This is a genomic window from Enterobacter cloacae complex sp. 2024EL-00227 (genome assembly GCF_043945315.1).
Lineage (GTDB): Bacteria > Pseudomonadota > Gammaproteobacteria > Enterobacterales > Enterobacteriaceae > Enterobacter > Enterobacter roggenkampii.
Genome location: NZ_JBIMQP010000003.1, coordinates 245,224 through 262,485, shown reverse-complemented (window position 1 = coordinate 262,485; position 17,262 = coordinate 245,224). Strand labels below are relative to the sequence as shown.

The following is a 17,262-nucleotide window of genomic DNA, read 5'->3' as shown; positions in this document are numbered from 1 at the left end:
AGGCTTATGCCTCGCGTTTTACGTTAATCGACCAGGTGATATTTCTCGGAAAGCGTATGTGCCAGGTATTTAAACATGTTAAACACGGCGGTGCTTTTCGGGGTCGGTAAGCCCTGTTCATCAAGGAAGTATTCGCCGCTGAAAACCAGCACGCCATTACGCTGCTCAACGCCGGTGGCTTCAATGCCTGCCAGCGTATCTTCATGGTCACGAATAAGCTTGTTTGCTTCGACAAGCAGAGAGGCTCGGTCAATAGGTTGGGTCGTATTCTGCATAATCCACTCCTTAAACAGTGACAATAGTCTACGCCGAGGGCGCTTTGGGGGCAAATTTTCCCTGTAATGTGAGGGGATAAGGTGCAGGGGCCTGGCTGGCAGGATTTGCTTTTGCATGCTAATAAAGTTGCGTAACGAATTTTATCAGGTAGAGTGTGCGCTTTCGTCATTCTGGCAACAGAATTGCTTGACATTCAACCGGGAATTCGTCACGAATTACACGAGATGTGAGAAAAATACCCGAGAACTCAATCACCTGGGCGTCTTTTCTTTAACGCCCGGTAAGACAAAGGGGTTGATATCTCCTGACGCAGTCGCAATATCATTGGCTCGTCGTCAGCGGAAGGGAAATCAACGTGCGGCGTATTCCTGGAAGAATTAAATTAGGTAAAGGTGAATATGGGTAAAGCTCTCGTCATCGTTGAGTCCCCGGCAAAAGCCAAAACGATCAATAAGTATCTGGGTAATGACTACGTGGTTAAGTCCAGCGTTGGTCATATCCGCGATTTGCCGACCAGTGGCTCAGCCAGCAAAAAGAGCGCAGACTCTACCTCCACCAAAGGGGCTAAAAAGCCTAAAAAGGATGAACGTAGCGCGCTTGTCAACCGCATGGGTGTTAACCCATGGCATAACTGGGATGCACAATATGAAGTGCTTCCAGGGAAAGAAAAAGTCGTTAACGAGCTGAAGCAGCTGGCTGAAAAAGCAGACCACATCTATCTCGCAACCGACCTTGACCGCGAAGGGGAAGCCATTGCGTGGCACCTGCGGGAAGTGATCGGGGGTGATGACAAACGCTACAGCCGCGTAGTGTTTAACGAAATTACGAAGAATGCGATTCGTCAGGCGTTTGAGAAGCCGGGCGAGCTGAATATCGATCGCGTTAACGCCCAGCAGGCGCGTCGCTTTATGGACCGCGTTGTGGGCTACATGGTTTCTCCACTGCTGTGGAAAAAGATTGCCCGTGGCCTGTCCGCAGGTCGTGTGCAATCCGTCGCCGTGCGTCTGGTCGTTGAGCGCGAGCGCGAAATTAAAGCCTTCGTGCCGGAAGAGTTCTGGGAAGTCGATGCCAGTGTGACCACGCCGGGCGGTGACGCTCTGCCGCTGCAGGTAAGCCACCAGAACGATAAGCCTTTCCGCCCGGAAAACCGCGACCAGACCATGGCCGCCGTGGCGCTGCTGGAAAAGGCACGCTATCAGGTGCTGGAACGTGAAGACAAGCCGACCAGCAGCAAGCCTGGTGCGCCGTTTATCACCTCCACCCTGCAACAGGCGGCGAGCACCCGTCTGGGTTACGGCGTGAAGAAGACCATGATGATGGCCCAGCGCTTGTATGAAGCAGGTTACATCACCTACATGCGTACCGACTCAACCAACCTGAGTCAGGACGCGGTCAACATGGTGCGTGGCTACATCAGCGACAACTTCGGTAAGAAATACCTGCCGGAAAGCGCTAACCAGTTCGCCAGTAAAGAGAATTCTCAGGAAGCGCACGAAGCGATTCGTCCTTCTGATGTCTCCGTGCTGGCTGAATCGCTGAAAGATATGGAAGCCGACGCGCAGAAGCTGTATCAGCTGATCTGGCGTCAGTTCGTGGCGTGCCAGATGACCCCAGCCCAGTACGACTCCACCACGCTGACCGTTGGCGCGGGTGATTTCCGTCTCAAGGCGCGCGGTCGTATTCTGCGTTTCGACGGCTGGACAAAAGTGATGCCTGCGCTGCGTAAAGGTGATGAAGACCGAACGCTGCCTGCGGTGAACAAAGGTGATGAACTGTCTCTGGTTGAGCTGATCCCGGCTCAGCACTTCACCAAGCCACCGGCACGCTTCAGTGAAGCCTCCCTGGTAAAAGAGCTGGAAAAACGCGGTATTGGCCGTCCGTCGACCTATGCGTCTATTATCTCGACGATCCAGGATCGTGGGTACGTCCGTGTTGAAAACCGTCGTTTCTATGCGGAAAAAATGGGTGAGATCGTCACCGACCGTCTGGAAGCTAACTTCCGCGAACTGATGAACTACGATTTCACCGCGCAAATGGAAGACAGTCTCGACCAGGTCGCCAGCCACCAGGCGGAATGGAAAAAGGTCCTCGACAGCTTCTTCAGCGACTTCACCGACCAGCTTGAAAAAGCGGAGAAAGACCCTGAAGAGGGCGGCATGCTGCCTAACCAGATGGTACTGACCAGCATCGACTGCCCAACCTGTGGCCGCAAGATGGGGATCCGTACTGCCACCACGGGCGTGTTCCTGGGCTGCTCCGGCTATGCGCTGTCGCCAAAAGAGCGCTGCAAAACCACCATCAACCTGGTGCCGGAGAACGAAGTTCTCAACGTGCTGGAAGGTGACGATGCGGAAACGAACGCTCTGCGTGCCAAGCGCCGCTGCAAAAAATGCGGCACGGCAATGGACAGCTACCTGATCGATCCAAAACGCAAGCTGCACGTGTGCGGTAATAACCCAACGTGTGACGGGTATGAGATCGAAGAGGGCGAGTTCCGCATTAAAGGCTATGACGGCCCGATTGTGGAGTGCGAGAAGTGTGGTTCTGAAATGCACCTGAAAATGGGACGTTTCGGTAAGTACATGGCCTGTACCAACGACGAATGTAAAAACACGCGCAAAATTCTGCGTAACGGTGAAGTGGCCCCGCCGAAGGAAGATCCGGTTCCGCTGCCAGAATTGCCGTGTGAGAAATCCGACGCGTACTTCGTGCTGCGTGACGGCGCGGCAGGTGTCTTCCTGGCCGCCAACACCTTCCCGAAATCGCGTGAAACCCGCGCGCCGCTGGTGGAAGAGCTATATCGCTTCCGCGATCGTCTGCCGGAGAAACTGCGTTATCTGGCCGATGCGCCGCAGCAGGATCCGGAAGGCAACAAAACCGTGGTGCGTTTTAGCCGTAAAACAAAGCAGCAGTATGTTGCGGCAGAGAAAGAGGGTAAAGCGACCGGATGGTCAGCCTTCTTTGTCGATGGCAAATGGGTTGAAGGCAAGAAATAATCTTCCCTAACCGTAACTTACCTGTAAAAGGGCCGGATTTCCGGCCCTTTTTTATTACCTTGTTATTATTTTTTGTTCCGTACTATACAGTCAGGCTATAAATGATATAGTGGTTATAGTTAACCCGTTTCTTATTATTAAATCGTCTTAAGCGAATGACCGCATGCGCTAAATCGGATGGTCTGGCATGAAATTACAGCAGCTTCGTTATATTGTTGAGGTGGTGAATCATAACCTTAACGTCTCTTCTACCGCCGAGGGGCTCTATACCTCGCAACCGGGCATCAGCAAACAAGTTCGTATGCTGGAGGATGAGTTAGGCATTCAGATCTTCGCCCGCAGCGGTAAGCATCTCACTCAGGTGACGCCTGCAGGGCAGGAAATCATCCGCATAGCGCGGGAAGTCCTCTCTAAAGTCGATGCGATTAAGTCTGTGGCGGGGGAGCATACCTGGCCGGATAAAGGCTCGCTGTATATTGCCACGACGCATACTCAGGCGCGCTATGCGCTACCCGGCGTGATCAAAGGCTTTATCGAGCGTTATCCTCGCGTCTCGTTGCATATGCACCAGGGCTCGCCAACGCAAATCGCTGAAGCCGTCTCTAAGGGGAATGCAGACTTTGCCATCGCCACCGAAGCGCTTCACCTGTATGACGATCTGGTGATGCTCCCGTGCTACCACTGGAACCGTTCTATTGTGGTGACCCCCGATCACCCCCTGGCGGGTAAAGGGTCGGTCACTATCGAAGAGCTGGCCCAGTATCCTCTGGTGACCTATACGTTTGGCTTTACCGGCCGGTCCGAGCTTGATACGGCATTTAACCGGGCAGGGTTAACGCCGCGCATTGTCTTTACCGCGACCGATGCGGACGTGATTAAGACCTATGTCCGGCTTGGATTGGGTGTGGGCGTCATCGCCAGCATGGCGGTCGATCCGGTGTCAGACCCTGACCTGGTGCGTCTTGATGCGCACGACGTTTTCAGCCATAGCACCACAAAAATTGGGTTCCGCCGCAGCACCTTCCTGCGCAGCTATATGTATGATTTTATTCAGCGCTTTGCCCCTCATTTAACGCGTGACGTGGTGGATACCGCCGTGGCATTACGCTCAAATGAAGATATTGAAGAGATGTTTAAAGACATCAAACTCCCCGAAAAATAATCACACCCGTTATCTTTCCCCCAGGGAAAGATACCGAAATAACGCCTCAAAGCTAAATTAGAATTATCATCATCTGCTTTCCCTGCCATATAATGTCATTAGCCATTTGCTTTGTAAGGTTTTAATGTCGTGAATTGGCGACAAAAGTAGAAACTAATTTACGCCTCCGCAAATTTTTCTTTTCAATAATTTATTTCTGGTCAAAAGATTGAATATTTCATACCTCCCGGTGCGTAAATTCACTGGCTTTTCGGCTAAAGTTTCTTTAGGATTTATCTCAACAGATGATTAATTGTACCAATTGTTTGGTCCTAAATGATAAGCGATGTCGATTGTATGAGGTTAGCAATGCCTTCAGGAAGTGAAGAACCGCAAAGGGATCATGCGCTCAAGCGTAAAGCCTGGCTGGCGGTCTTTCTCGTCTCCGCCTTGTTTTGGGTGGCTGTTGCTCTCCTGGCCTGGAGATATTGGGGTTAAATATGGCAGTGACGGTACGTACCGCTTCGGTAAAACAGATGTGTCAGCATCGTGACAACGGCCACAGAGGGCGTAAAGCACCTGCAACTGTTGTACCTGCGTCCTGGAAACTGACGCCGCAGCAGCAAGCGTTTATTGATGTGTTCGCAGAAGACGAACCCAAAAAACAATAATTTAGTTTATTGCCTAATGATGCAAATAGTCTGAATATCGACTCTGCACTTTTGTACTCTTTAATAAATACACATCAGCAATATAGCACTGAGGAACAACCTCGGAATTTTTATAAATAATGCCTGGTGTCCCTATGATGAATAACATGACGTCTCACAAATACTGGTCGTGGATCGGCGTTTTTACCGTGTCGATTCTGTTCTGGAGTCAGCTCATCTGGCTGGCGCTCCACTAAATTGTAAAACCTCGCTACGGCGGGGTTTTTTGTTTCCCCCTTGTGGACCAATCCGAAATTTATCAATTTGGGTTGTTATCAAAACGTTACGACATCTTTGTGTTATCTTTAATTACAGCCCTGATGATTGTCGGGACATCTCTGTGATTAAGGAGGAGCTTATGTCGTTAACCCTACGCGAAGCCAGTAAGGACACATTACAGGCAGAAAATAAAACCTGGCATTACTACAGCCTGCCGCTGGCTGCCAGAACGCTTGGGGACATTTCGCGTTTACCCAAGTCCTTGAAAGTTTTACTTGAAAATCTCTTGCGCTGGCAGGACGGTGAATCCGTCACGCTCGATGATATCCAGGCGCTGGCAGGGTGGCTTGAGAAGGCCCATGCCGACAGAGAAATCGCCTACCGCCCGGCAAGGGTGCTGATGCAGGACTTTACCGGTGTTCCGGCCGTGGTTGATTTAGCCGCGATGCGCGAAGCCGTGAAGCGTCTCGGCGGAGATACGGCAAAGGTTAACCCGCTTTCCCCCGTTGACCTCGTCATTGACCACTCCGTGACCGTTGACCACTTCGGTGATGACGATGCCTTTGGTGAAAACGTTCGTCTCGAGATGGAGCGTAACCACGAGCGCTACGTCTTCCTGAAGTGGGGACAGCAGGCGTTCAGCCGTTTTAGCGTGGTCCCGCCAGGCACCGGCATTTGTCACCAGGTAAACCTTGAATATCTGGGTAAAGCCGTCTGGAGCGAATTGCAGGATAAAGAGTGGGTGGCTTATCCGGACACGCTGGTGGGCACGGATTCACATACCACCATGATCAACGGTCTGGGCGTGCTGGGCTGGGGCGTCGGCGGTATTGAAGCGGAAGCCGCCATGCTCGGCCAGCCGGTATCCATGCTTATTCCGGATGTGGTGGGCTTCAAGCTGACCGGAAAGCTCTCTGAAGGCATTACCGCCACCGACCTGGTGCTGACCGTCACCCAGATGCTGCGCAAGCATGGTGTGGTAGGCAAGTTTGTCGAATTCTACGGTGACGGACTGGATTCGCTGCCGCTGGCCGACCGCGCCACCATTGCCAATATGGCGCCGGAATACGGTGCCACCTGCGGCTTTTTCCCCATTGACGACGTCACGCTGGAGTACATGCGCCTCAGCGGCCGCAGCGAAGAGCAGGTCGCGCTGGTGGAAGCGTACACCAAAGCGCAGGGCATGTGGCGCAATCCGGGCGATGAGCCTGTTTTCACCAGCACGCTTGAACTCGATATGGGAAGCGTCGAAGCGAGCCTCGCGGGGCCGAAACGCCCGCAGGACAGGGTTGCGCTGACCGACGTGCCGAAAGCGTTTGCCGACAGCAATGCCCTGGAAGTGAACGTGGCGCAGAAAGACCATCGTCCCGTCGACTATGTTCTGAACGGACATCAGTATCAGCTTCCGGACGGTGCAGTTGTGATTGCCGCGATTACCTCCTGCACCAATACTTCCAACCCCAGCGTATTAATGGCGGCCGGTCTGCTGGCTAAGAAGGCGGTAGAGCTTGGGCTAAAACCTCAGCCGTGGGTTAAGGCCTCGCTGGCGCCGGGCTCCAAAGTGGTGTCGGATTACCTGGCTCAGGCCAAACTGACGCCGTACCTGGACGAGCTGGGCTTCAACCTCGTGGGCTACGGCTGTACGACCTGTATTGGTAATTCCGGGCCACTGCCTGAACCTATCGAAACGGCGATCAAGCAGGGTGACCTGACGGTCGGCGCCGTCCTTTCAGGTAACCGAAACTTTGAAGGGCGCATTCACCCGCTGGTGAAAACCAACTGGCTTGCTTCGCCGCCGCTGGTGGTGGCTTATGCCCTGGCCGGGAACATGAATATCAACCTGGTGACCGATCCGATTGGTCACGATCGTAAGAATGATCCTGTCTATCTGAAAGATATCTGGCCTTCCTCGCGTGAAATCGCGCTGGCCGTTGAGAAGGTCTCTACCGAGATGTTCCGCAAAGAGTACGCGGAAGTCTTTGAAGGCACGCCGGAATGGAAAGCCATCAACGTTGCAGGTTCGGATACCTATGGCTGGCAGGATGACTCGACCTATATTCGTCTGTCGCCGTTCTTTGATGAGATGCAGGCCGAGCCGGCGCCGCTTAAGGATATCCATGGCGCGCGTATCCTGGCCATGCTGGGGGATTCCGTCACGACGGATCATATCTCTCCGGCGGGGAGCATCAAAGCCGATAGCCCGGCAGGCCGCTATCTGCAAAGCCGGGGGGTGGAACGCCGCGATTTTAACTCCTACGGCTCGCGCCGCGGTAACCATGAAGTCATGATGCGCGGGACCTTTGCCAACATCCGCATTCGTAACGAAATGGTGCCTGGCGTGGAAGGGGGCATGACGCGCCATCTGCCGGGGACGGAAGTCGTGTCGATTTATGATGCGGCGGTCAAATACCAACAGGAAGGGACGCCGCTGGCGGTGATTGCCGGGAAAGAGTACGGTTCCGGCTCCAGCCGCGACTGGGCGGCGAAAGGCCCGCGCCTGCTTGGCGTTCGGGTGGTCATCGCCGAATCGTTCGAACGTATTCACCGTTCGAATCTGATCGGCATGGGGATCCTGCCGCTTGAGTTCCCGCAGGGCGTGACGCGTAAAACGCTGGGCCTGACCGGGGAAGAGCAGATTGATATTAGCGGCCTGCAAAACCTGCAGCCGGGTAAAACGGTGCCGGTAACGTTAACGCGGGCAGACGGGAAAACCGAGGTGCTGGATTGTCGGTGCCGTATTGACACGGCAACCGAGCTGACCTACTACCAGAACGACGGCATTTTACATTACGTGATTCGTAAGATGCTGGATTGATGAAACGAGCCCGGCACGCGTGCCGGGCTTTTTATATCACTCTTTCAGCAGATGGCCCATTTTGGCGGCTTTGGTATCAAGGTAGTGGGCATTTTTCGGGTTACGGCCGACAATCAGCGGTACACGTTCAACGATGTTGATCCCGGCTTCGGTCAGGATCTCCACTTTTTTCGGGTTATTGGTCAGCAGACGAACTTCGTCTACGCCCAGCAGCTTGAACATATCGGCGCATAAGGTGAAATCACGTTCGTCAGCGGCAAAACCGAGCTGATGGTTGGCTTCAACCGTATCGTAGCCCTGGTCCTGAAGCGCGTAGGCGCGAATTTTATTCAGCAAACCAATGTTACGCCCTTCCTGACGGTGATAAAGCAGCACGCCGCGGCCTTCTTCAGCAATGTGAGAAAGGGCCGCTTCCAGCTGGAAACCGCAATCACAGCGCAGGCTGAACAGCGCGTCGCCGGTGAGACACTCTGAATGGACGCGGGACAGCACCGGCGTCTGCCCTGAAATGTCGCCATACACCAGTGCGACATGATCCTGTCCGGTTGCCAGTTCTTCAAAACCCACCATCAGGAAATCGCCCCATGGGGTTGGCAGTTTGGCTTCTGCCACACGTTTAAGCTGCATGTGATTCTCCAGAGTAGGCTGACACGTTTCGTGCCTGTGCCCTGTTTTGCTTTCTGTATCAGTTTATTTTGCCACAAGCTCAGCAGGTTCGCCTAATGGGCACCATGCGATATGACCGTTAAAAGCACGATCCGACATCTCCACCCAGCGAACAAATTTCAGTTATGATTGTGACGCTTAGCAAAAAGGAGAAGACATGCATTCAATCGCCAGACGTACGGCAGCAGGTGCGGCCATTTTACTGATTATGCCTTTGGCCGTATGGCTTTCAGGGTGGATGTGGCAGCCCGGGCAGAACGCCACGTGGCTGAAAACGTTATACTGGATTACGGAAACGGTCACCCAGCCCTGGGGAATTATCACCCACGTCCTCCTGTGCGCCTGGTTTCTGTGGTGCCTGCGCTTTCGTCTGCGCGCGGCGCTAATGCTCTTTGCGATCCTCGGTGGCGCTATCCTTATCGGTCAGGGCGTAAAATCCTGGGTGAAAGATCGCGTTCAGGAGCCGCGTCCTTTTGTCGTCTGGCTGGAAAAAACGCACCATGTTCCGGTGGATGAGTTCTACACTTTAAAGCGTAAAGATCGTGGCGCACTGGTGAAAGAACAGCTTGCGGAACAGCAGGATATCCCGAAATTCTTGCGTAAACACTGGCAGAAAGAGACCGGGTTCGCGTTTCCCTCCGGCCACACCATGTTTGCGGCCAGCTGGGCGCTGCTGGGGGTTGGGCTGCTTTGGCCTAGACGTCGAACGGTCACCATCGTGATTTTACTGGTCTGGGCGACGGGAGTGATGGGCAGCCGCTTACTGCTGGGGATGCACTGGCCACGGGACCTGGTCGTCGCCACGCTCATCTCGTGGATGCTGGTTATGCTGGCGACCTGGCTGGCTGAACGATTCTGCGGCCCGCTAACACCACCGCCGGAAGAGAAAGAAGAAATAGCCGAAAGGGACCAAACGGACGCCTGAAGGTTGATATTGCGCATTTTGCCCATAGATCCATGACTGGCGCGTCACTTTTTCCATTTCGCGCCCGTCACTAAAATGGTAGTTTATAAGGCTGATTGCGGTAAGTTGAACATACTTTATTCGCTTGAACCACATAACGGGAAGTAATGTGAAATATTTACTCATTTTCTTACTGGTATTGGCGATTTTTGTCATTTCAGTCACATTGGGTGCACAAAACGATCAGCAGGTGACGTTTAACTATCTGCTGGCTCAGGGCGAGTATCGCGTGTCGAGCCTGCTCGCGGTCTTATTTGCTGCAGGCTTTGCCATTGGCTGGCTGGTTTGCGGTTTGTTCTGGTTAAAAGTCCGTGTTTCGCTTGCGCGCGCTGAACGTAAAATCAAACGACTCGAACATCACATTGCGCCTGCGTCCGACATGCCGGAAAGCTCTGGCGTGCCGGTCGTGAAGGAATAATCGACGATGCTGGAGTTGTTGTTTCTGCTTTTGCCTGTCGCCGCAGCCTATGGCTGGTATATGGGCCGCAGAAGTGCGCAACAAACAAAACAGGATGAGGCCAACCGGCTCTCCCGCGACTACGTTGCGGGGGTGAACTTCCTCCTGAGCAATCAGCAGGACAAAGCGGTAGACCTGTTCCTCGACATGCTGAAAGAGGACACGGGGACCGTAGAAGCCCATCTCACTCTCGGTAACCTGTTCCGCTCTCGCGGCGAGGTTGACCGCGCCATCCGTATCCACCAGACCCTGATGGAAAGCGCGTCTCTGACTTACGAACAGCGTCTCCTGGCGGTACAACAGCTGGGCCGAGACTATATGGCCGCGGGGCTGTACGATCGCGCTGAAGATATGTTCACCCAGCTGGTAGATGAAACAGATTTCCGCATCGGCGCGCTGCAGCAGCTCCTGCAGATTTATCAGGCCACCAGCGACTGGCAGAAAGCCATTGATACGGCTGAACGTCTGGTGAAGCTGGGTAAAGATAAGCAGCGCGTTGAGATCGCCCATTTCTACTGTGAGCTTGCCCTTCAGCAGATGGGCAATGACGACATGGACAAAGCCATGGCGCTGCTGAAGAAAGGTGCCGCCGCGGACCGCAACAGCGCCCGTATCTCCATCATGATGGGGCGCGTTTTTATGGCGAATGGCGACTACGCCAAAGCCGTTGAAAGCCTGCTGCGGGTTATCGACCAGGACAAAGAGCTGGTCAGTGAAACGCTGGAAATGCTGCAAACCTGCTATCAACAGCTGGACAAGCGGGAAGAGTGGGTGGCATTTCTGCGTCGCTGCGTGGAAGAGAATACCGGCGCAACCGCGGAACTGATGCTTGCTGACGTTGTTGAGCAGTATGAGGGGGGCGACACCGCGCAGGTCTATATCACCCGACAGCTTCAGCGTCATCCGACCATGCGGGTCTTCCATAAGCTGATGGATTATCACCTGAACGACGCGGAAGAAGGGCGCGCGAAAGAGAGCCTGATGGTGCTGCGCGACATGGTTGGCGAGCAGGTGCGCAGCAAACCGCGCTACCGTTGCCAGAAGTGTGGTTTTACCGCCTACACGCTCTACTGGCATTGTCCGTCCTGCCGGGCCTGGTCCACCATCAAGCCCATCCGCGGCCTGGACGGGCAGTAATTTTTTAAAAGCCTTCATTTTAGTTACAACATACTGATGGTATTTAACGCTTTCTGAGCACCGTGCGGTTTGCCGGCCTGGCAGGCAGATAAATGGATTCTGTCAATTTGCGGCGTCGGCAGGTAGAATGCTGGCCGTTTATCTGTTCCGCGCCGCTGCGCGCCCATAGACGAAAAGGGCTGGTCATGACGTCTGTTACATCCTCCACTTCCCGCGTAATTACGGATTCTCCTGTTGTTGTTGCGCTTGATTACAATAAGCGTGACGCTGCACTGGCGTTTGTCGACGGTATCGACCCTCGCGATTGCCGCCTGAAAGTTGGCAAAGAGATGTTCACGCTGTTTGGACCGCAAATCGTTCGCGATCTGCAACAGCGCGGCTTTGACGTTTTCCTCGACCTCAAATTCCATGATATTCCGAACACCACGGCCCACGCCGTTGCTGCAGCCGCCGAGCTGGGCGTATGGATGGTCAACGTCCATGCGTCGGGTGGGGCAAGAATGATGACCGCTGCCCGTGAGGCGCTCCTGCCGTTCGGTAACGACGCGCCGCTGCTTATCGCCGTCACCGTGCTGACCAGTATGGACGAAAATGATTTACGCGACCTTGGCGTGACGTTGTCACCTGCGGAACATGCCGAACGTCTCGCGCGTCTGACGCAGCAGTGCGGCCTGGATGGCGTAGTCTGCTCCGCGCAGGAAGCGGTACGTTTCAAATCAGCGCTGGGCCAGGATTTTAAACTCGTTACGCCGGGGATCCGTCCTGCGGGCAGCGACGTGGGCGATCAGCGTCGCATCATGACGCCTGAGCAGGCGCTGGCGGCGGGCGTTGACTATATGGTCATTGGACGTCCGGTGACGCAGTCTGCAAACCCGGCAGAGACGCTTAAGGCTATCAACGCATCGCTGAAAAAGGGGGCGTAATGACCGATTCCAACAGCCGTCTGGTCTACTCAACCGAGAGCGGGCGTATCGACGAACCGAAAACGAAAGTGGAACGTCCTAAGGGGGACGGTATCGTGCGCATTCAGCGTCAGACCAGCGGACGTAAGGGGAAAGGGGTCTGCCTTATTTCCGGTATTGATCTGGATGATGCTGAACTGACAAAGCTGGCTGCCGAACTGAAAAAGAAATGTGGATGCGGCGGGGCTGTGAAGGACGGCATTATCGAAATCCAGGGTGATAAACGTGATGTAATTAAATCACTGCTCGAAGCCAAAGGCATGAAAGTCAAACTGGCAGGCGGCTAAAATAAATGAGCCACGGCAAATGCCGTGGCTCGTGTTATATACGTGCGTATGTCAGACCTGAAATGCGTTTAAATATCGCAATATCGAGGAAGGCTTAGATAATAGTTATTTGCCAACCTGGTGACCGATAATACCACCGACAGCAGCGCCACCTAATGTACCCAGCGTACTACCATCCGTTAATACTGCACCACCGAGAGCACCGGCACCGGCACCAATCGCGGTGTTACGGTCACGTTTAGACCAGTTAGAGCATGCGCTCAGGGACATAGCGACAGTGATTGCCAGAACAGCGGCGGCTAATTTTTTGCTGGTTAAGGTCATAATACTTTCTCCTGAATTATCGATTCACGGAAAGATGTACACGTTAAGTATAGACTAATCGAATACTTAATTCTTTTCCCCGTGAAAGCTGGTCGCGCAGGCGTTACTTCATCACGCAGGTGATAGTCACTTCCTGTTATATCGCTAATAGTAATTTTACGACTTTAGGGCAGGTTAAACAGGTAAAAACTCTTAAAGCAGGGTTAAGAATCATCTCAGAGAAAGACGTGTGCGCCCGAAATACGGGCGCGGAGGGAAATCAGGCGCTGGCTTTAATAATATTGACGATCAAACCGCTCTCTTCGAGTTTATTGCGATGCGCTTCGCTCAAACGGTCATCGGTAATCACGCGGCTAAAGCGTGCAGCGGGACCCATCGTGTAAGGGTGAACGGCACCAAATTTAGAGCTGTCGGTGAGCACAATGGCTTCGCACTCTTTTTCCAGTACGGCATTCACCACGTCAGAGCGCATCATATCCCGGCCGGTAAAGCCTGTCTCCGGCTGCCAGCCGTCAATCCCGATAAAGGCCTTACTGAAATGGACCTGCTGGACGTACTGACGGGTCAGCGGGCCAACCATGCTTTCACTTTTTTTCTGATAGATGCCGCCCAGCAGAATCACCTCGCAGCGCGTCTCTTTAAGTAAATGCGCGATATAGCTGCTGACGGTGATGATGGTAACGTCTTTTTGATCGGCAAGCGTTCGCGCCAGAAGGGCATTACTGCTGCCGTTTTCAATAAAAACGGTCTCGCCGTTGTTCACCAGGGACGCAGCAAATTCCGCCAGTTCACGTTTGAGCGCGTAGTTGTTCATCATGCGCGTCTCAACGTCATCACTGTCCAGCGGGACCGCATAGCCGTGCGCGCGACGCAGGTAGCTCTGTTTTTCCAGCAGATTAAGATCCTGACGGATGGTGACTTCAGAAACGCCAGTGGTTTTAGCGAGATCGACTACGCTTACGCGTCCCTGATCGATGACCATCTGCAAAATGAGTTGTTGTCGGGAATTCATAGCATCCATTTAATAAAGCGAAACGAGGTCGGAAACGGTGGGGGTTAAACTTCCCACGGCGCTTTTGGCTGTCTGTTTTCGGGCGCATCGTCAGCGCCATTCTGAGCAAGAAGTTCAGACTTCAGGATCTCAAGATTACGGATAGCAGAGTGATAATCGCCCGCCACCAGGATATCCAGCACGGTATCAATTCGTTGTGCTACAGCTTGTGCGTCAATAGTTGACATAATCTTACCCCAGGCGCGAAAAGTTAATATTTTCAATGATGCAGAAATTGGCTTCAAAAGAGAAGGGAAAAAATGCAATAACCAAATTCCATAAACGGAAGTGATAAAATTATTCCCCCTCATGCTGCGGGCTTATTGAGTGGATTAGTCTAAAACTGCGCGCAACGCGCTTTTTTATAAGAGGAATTAGACTATGACAGTTATCAATCAGCCTACCTGCACACTGTTTACCGACACTGAACGGTTCACCCAGCTGTCAGGCTATTACGAGGCAGAGCGACATACAGTCTGGATGATGTTGCGGGCTCAGCCACGTCCTTGCTTCAACCATGCGTTAATAGAGGAGATCATGAACCTTTCATGGCTCGTCCGCCAGTCTGGTTTTGCGGTCGATTTTTGGGTGACCGGATCGCTGGTTCCCGAGATGTATAATGCGGGCGGTGACCTGCAGTTCTTCGTCGAGTGTATTCAGCACGGTCGACGTGAAGCGTTGCGGGCCTATGCGCGCGCCTGCGTTGATTGCGTGCATGCCGCATCGCGGGGGTTTGATACGGGGGCCATCTCGCTGGCTATGGTCGAAGGCAGCGCGTTAGGGGGCGGGTTTGAGGCCGCTCTTGCGCACCATTTCGTTCTGGCGCAGCGCGATGCACGTTTAGGTTTTCCCGAGATTGCTTTTAACCTGTTCCCGGGCATGGGGGGATATTCTCTGGTAGCTCGCCGTTCAGGCATGAAGCTGGCGGAGGAACTCATCTACAAGGGGGAATCCCATACGGCGGAATGGTACGAACAGCATGGCCTGGTGGATCTCCTGTTTGAACCCGGACAAAGCTATGTCTCCACACGAACCTTCATCGACACGCTACGGCCAAAAATGAATGGCGTGAGGGCGATGCTGCGCGCCCGTACGCGCGTTCTGCAATTGCCGCGCAGTGAATTAATGGACATCACGGAAGACTGGGTAGACGCGGCTTTCTGTCTGGAACCGAAAGATATCGCCTACATGGAGCGTCTGGTCATGCTGCAAAACCGCCATCACGCGGCGGGGTTGCGTAAAGCCAGTTAATGCTGTTTTCGCGCCTGATATCGTTTTAGCCATCGCTCGAATGCGGCAGCGGGCATCGGCTTAGCAAACAGAAAACCCTGCCGTTCGTTGACGCCGTTCTTGGTCAGAAAGGCGTCTTCTTTTGCATTTTCCACCCCTTCGGCAATCACCTGCAGGTTTAACGCCTGCGCCACCGCGACGATGGCGCGCACCAGAGACTGGGAGATGGACTGCTTATGAATATCCCTGACGAACGATTGATCGAGTTTTATGGCGTCAATAGGGAAGCGGGCCAGCTGAGAAAGGGAGGAGTATCCGGTACCAAAATCGTCGAGATGAATTTGCGCCCCCAGCCTGCTGAACTGCTGGATCACGGAGAGCGCCAGCTCTTCGTTCTCGATGAGACAGCTTTCGGTTAATTCAACGTCGACCGGGCAGTATTCAAAGTTCAGATCCTTCAGCGCCTGCTTTAAGTCGCTAAAGATAGTCTGGTCGGCCAGCTGACGCGCAGAGACGTTCACGGCCACGCGCAGGTTAATTCCCTTATCGCGCCATTTCGCCACCTGGCGAACCACATCCAGCATCACCCAGCGGCCCAGCGGCACAATCAACCCTGACTCCTCGGCATAAGAGATAAACTCCAGCGGTGGGATCAACCCGCGTTCGGGCGATTGCCAGCGGACCAACGCTTCAAGACTTCTGACCTCTCCGCGCCAGGTGATTTTAGGCTGGTAGTGAATCAGGAGCTGGTCGTTATCCAGCGCCTTACGCAGGTTGGTATCCAGCCAGAGATACTCAAACACGCGCTGGTTCATCTCGGGCGAGAAGACGCAGAACTTGCCCCGGCCGTTCTCTTTAGCGGTGTACATGGCGGTATCGGCGTTACGAATGACGCTTTCCCGGTCGTTACCGTGCTGCGGGGCGAGGGCGATGCCCAGGGAACAGCCGGTGTAAATTTCGATCAGGCCGATTCGGAACGGCTGGCGCAGGCGGGTTAAAATGCGCGACGCCATCGCTTCCAGAGAGCCCTGAGAAGTATGGGTGGCCATGACGATAAACTCATCTCCGCCAAGTCGTGCCAGCACCTGTCCCTCATCCAGACAGCTCAAAATGGCGAGCGCCACAGCCTGTAACAGCTGATCGCCAAACATATGCCCGTAAGCGTCGTTGACCTTTTTAAAGTTATCCAGGTCGAGATACACCACGCCAACCTGCGTGTCGCCGCGGTGACTGATGGCGTCAGAGATCAGGTCGTGGATCGCATTGCGGTTTGGTAAGCCGGTGATGGTATCGGTATTGGCCAGCACGCGCAGCCGCTCCTGAGCGCGGCGTTCCTCGGTAATATCGGTACCGGAACAGATAAGGAAAATTTCATTTTTACCGCTGCCGCTGTGAACGAATTTGTTTCTGAACAGAAACAGTCGTTGCCCTTTACGCGTTTTGATCCAGCGTTCGACTTCGTAGGAGCTGCCGTTGCGGAAGAAACCGGTAATATTGCGCTTTGAGGCAGCCGCTTCGCTGCGGCTCATAAAGAGCTTAAACACGTTCTGGCCAATCACTTCTTGCTCTTTGAGGCCGGTATACTCTTCGCTCAGTCGGTTAAAACGCTGAATATTGCCATTCTGATCGAGAATAACAATCACGGAGTTAGCCTCTGACACCACCTGTTCCGCAAAAGAGAGTCCCTGAGCCAGGTCGCGCGCCACGGAGGGCGTATCGTTCCAGGCGGAAGCCGTACCGGCCCACTCGTTACGGGTAATTTTACGGCCTACAAGGTGAACCGGGACATCTTCCCCGAATAACGAGAGCGTCATGGAAATGCTGGAGGTAATAACGGTTAAATGACGGATAAGATCGGCCTGATCGTCGTCCAGCGCAATCACTTGGGTGACATCGGCATTTTCACTGGCGGCAAGGTGCAGAGCGTTGCTGTCAGCTGACAAGCGCCACCATGGGCTGTGGGTTCCCATGTAGCGAAACAGCAAATTCTGCTCCAGATCGTCCATCATGTTTTCTCCCGCAGCTGT

Annotated in this window: 18 protein-coding genes; 12 read left to right on the top strand and 6 right to left on the bottom strand. The window is 53.7% G+C overall.

The window, feature by feature from the left end; genetic code table 11:
* Window positions 1-23 precede the first annotated feature (23 nt).
* Entirely contained in the window at window positions 24-275 is a 252-nt protein-coding gene (locus ACHH0Z_RS06940; protein WP_045410389.1) for a YciN family protein, read from the bottom strand.
* 399 nt (window positions 276-674) lie between these two features.
* Between ACHH0Z_RS06940 and topA the strand changes: the two genes are divergently transcribed.
* The 6 genes from topA (at window position 675) to acnA (ending at window position 8,157) form a co-directional block, all read left to right on the top strand.
* A complete protein-coding gene (gene topA, locus ACHH0Z_RS06935) occupies window positions 675-3,272 on the top strand; it encodes a type I DNA topoisomerase (RefSeq protein ID WP_023292242.1) in 2,598 nt (865 codons plus the stop codon).
* 187 nt (window positions 3,273-3,459) lie between these two features.
* A complete protein-coding gene (cysB, locus tag ACHH0Z_RS06930; protein ID WP_008502814.1) occupies window positions 3,460-4,434 on the top strand; it encodes an HTH-type transcriptional regulator CysB in 975 nt (324 codons plus the stop codon).
* A gap of 336 nt (window positions 4,435-4,770) precedes the next feature.
* On the top strand, window positions 4,771-4,911 hold the full coding sequence (locus tag ACHH0Z_RS06925) for a YmiA family putative membrane protein (RefSeq protein WP_222424595.1): 141 nt from the start codon (window positions 4,771-4,773) through the stop codon (window positions 4,909-4,911).
* Window positions 4,912-4,913: 2 nt separating this feature from the next.
* Window positions 4,914-5,084, top strand: coding sequence for a hypothetical protein (locus ACHH0Z_RS06920; RefSeq protein WP_021240301.1), 171 nt, complete (start codon window positions 4,914-4,916; stop codon window positions 5,082-5,084).
* Between the two features lie 137 nt (window positions 5,085-5,221).
* Entirely contained in the window at window positions 5,222-5,320 is a 99-nt protein-coding gene (gene ymiC, locus ACHH0Z_RS06915) for a small membrane protein YmiC (RefSeq protein WP_032623144.1), read from the top strand.
* Window positions 5,321-5,481: 161 nt separating this feature from the next.
* Window positions 5,482-8,157 (top strand): aconitate hydratase AcnA, encoded by a 2,676-nt coding sequence (gene acnA, locus ACHH0Z_RS06910; RefSeq protein ID WP_045410387.1) that lies wholly within the window; start codon window positions 5,482-5,484, stop codon window positions 8,155-8,157.
* A gap of 36 nt (window positions 8,158-8,193) precedes the next feature.
* On the opposite strand, the gene ribA is transcribed toward acnA, so the two are convergent.
* Window positions 8,194-8,784 (bottom strand): GTP cyclohydrolase II, encoded by a 591-nt coding sequence (gene ribA, locus ACHH0Z_RS06905; RefSeq protein WP_008501210.1) that lies wholly within the window; start codon window positions 8,782-8,784, stop codon window positions 8,194-8,196.
* A 196-nt stretch (window positions 8,785-8,980) separates the two neighbouring features.
* On the opposite strand from ribA, the gene pgpB reads away from it, so the two are divergent.
* The 5 genes from pgpB to yciH all read left to right on the top strand — a co-directional run bounded on the left by pgpB (window position 8,981) and on the right by yciH (window position 12,630).
* Window positions 8,981-9,748 (top strand): phosphatidylglycerophosphatase B, encoded by a 768-nt coding sequence (pgpB, locus tag ACHH0Z_RS06900; RefSeq protein WP_021240298.1) that lies wholly within the window; start codon window positions 8,981-8,983, stop codon window positions 9,746-9,748.
* Window positions 9,749-9,896: 148 nt separating this feature from the next.
* Window positions 9,897-10,205 carry a LapA family protein gene (locus tag ACHH0Z_RS06895; RefSeq protein ID WP_008501212.1) on the top strand — a complete coding sequence of 103 codons (309 nt, stop codon included), beginning with the start codon at window positions 9,897-9,899 and terminating at the stop codon, window positions 10,203-10,205.
* Between the two features lie 6 nt (window positions 10,206-10,211).
* The gene (gene lapB / locus ACHH0Z_RS06890; RefSeq protein WP_021240297.1) at window positions 10,212-11,381 is read left to right on the top strand and encodes a lipopolysaccharide assembly protein LapB; all 1,170 of its coding nucleotides are present in this window, start codon (window positions 10,212-10,214) and stop codon (window positions 11,379-11,381) included.
* 185 nt (window positions 11,382-11,566) lie between these two features.
* Window positions 11,567-12,304 (top strand): orotidine-5'-phosphate decarboxylase, encoded by a 738-nt coding sequence (pyrF, locus tag ACHH0Z_RS06885; RefSeq protein ID WP_008501214.1) that lies wholly within the window; start codon window positions 11,567-11,569, stop codon window positions 12,302-12,304.
* Entirely contained in the window at window positions 12,304-12,630 is a 327-nt protein-coding gene (yciH, locus tag ACHH0Z_RS06880) for a stress response translation initiation inhibitor YciH (RefSeq protein WP_045410385.1), read from the top strand. The genes pyrF and yciH overlap by 1 nt, the downstream gene beginning before the upstream one ends.
* A 105-nt stretch (window positions 12,631-12,735) precedes the next feature.
* Here the strand turns inward: yciH and osmB are convergent, their stop codons facing one another.
* From osmB to ACHH0Z_RS06865, 3 genes are all read right to left on the bottom strand, one after another.
* Window positions 12,736-12,954, bottom strand: coding sequence for an osmotically-inducible lipoprotein OsmB (osmB, locus tag ACHH0Z_RS06875; protein WP_008501216.1), 219 nt, complete (start codon window positions 12,952-12,954; stop codon window positions 12,736-12,738).
* 259 nt (window positions 12,955-13,213) lie between these two features.
* Window positions 13,214-13,966, bottom strand: a complete 753-nt coding sequence (locus ACHH0Z_RS06870; protein WP_023327631.1) for a DNA-binding transcriptional regulator YciT — start codon at window positions 13,964-13,966, stop codon at window positions 13,214-13,216.
* Between the two features lie 44 nt (window positions 13,967-14,010).
* Entirely contained in the window at window positions 14,011-14,193 is a 183-nt protein-coding gene (locus ACHH0Z_RS06865) for a hypothetical protein (RefSeq protein ID WP_021240294.1), read from the bottom strand.
* Between the two features lie 193 nt (window positions 14,194-14,386).
* Between ACHH0Z_RS06865 and ACHH0Z_RS06860 the strand changes: the two genes are divergently transcribed.
* The gene (locus ACHH0Z_RS06860) at window positions 14,387-15,256 is read left to right on the top strand and encodes a crotonase/enoyl-CoA hydratase family protein (protein WP_045410383.1); all 870 of its coding nucleotides are present in this window, start codon (window positions 14,387-14,389) and stop codon (window positions 15,254-15,256) included.
* Here ACHH0Z_RS06860 and pdeR read toward each other — a convergent pair.
* Window positions 15,253-17,244 carry a cyclic di-GMP phosphodiesterase gene (gene pdeR / locus ACHH0Z_RS06855; RefSeq protein ID WP_021240293.1) on the bottom strand — a complete coding sequence of 664 codons (1,992 nt, stop codon included), beginning with the start codon at window positions 17,242-17,244 and terminating at the stop codon, window positions 15,253-15,255. The genes ACHH0Z_RS06860 and pdeR overlap by 4 nt on opposite strands.
* Window positions 17,245-17,262 lie beyond the last annotated feature (18 nt).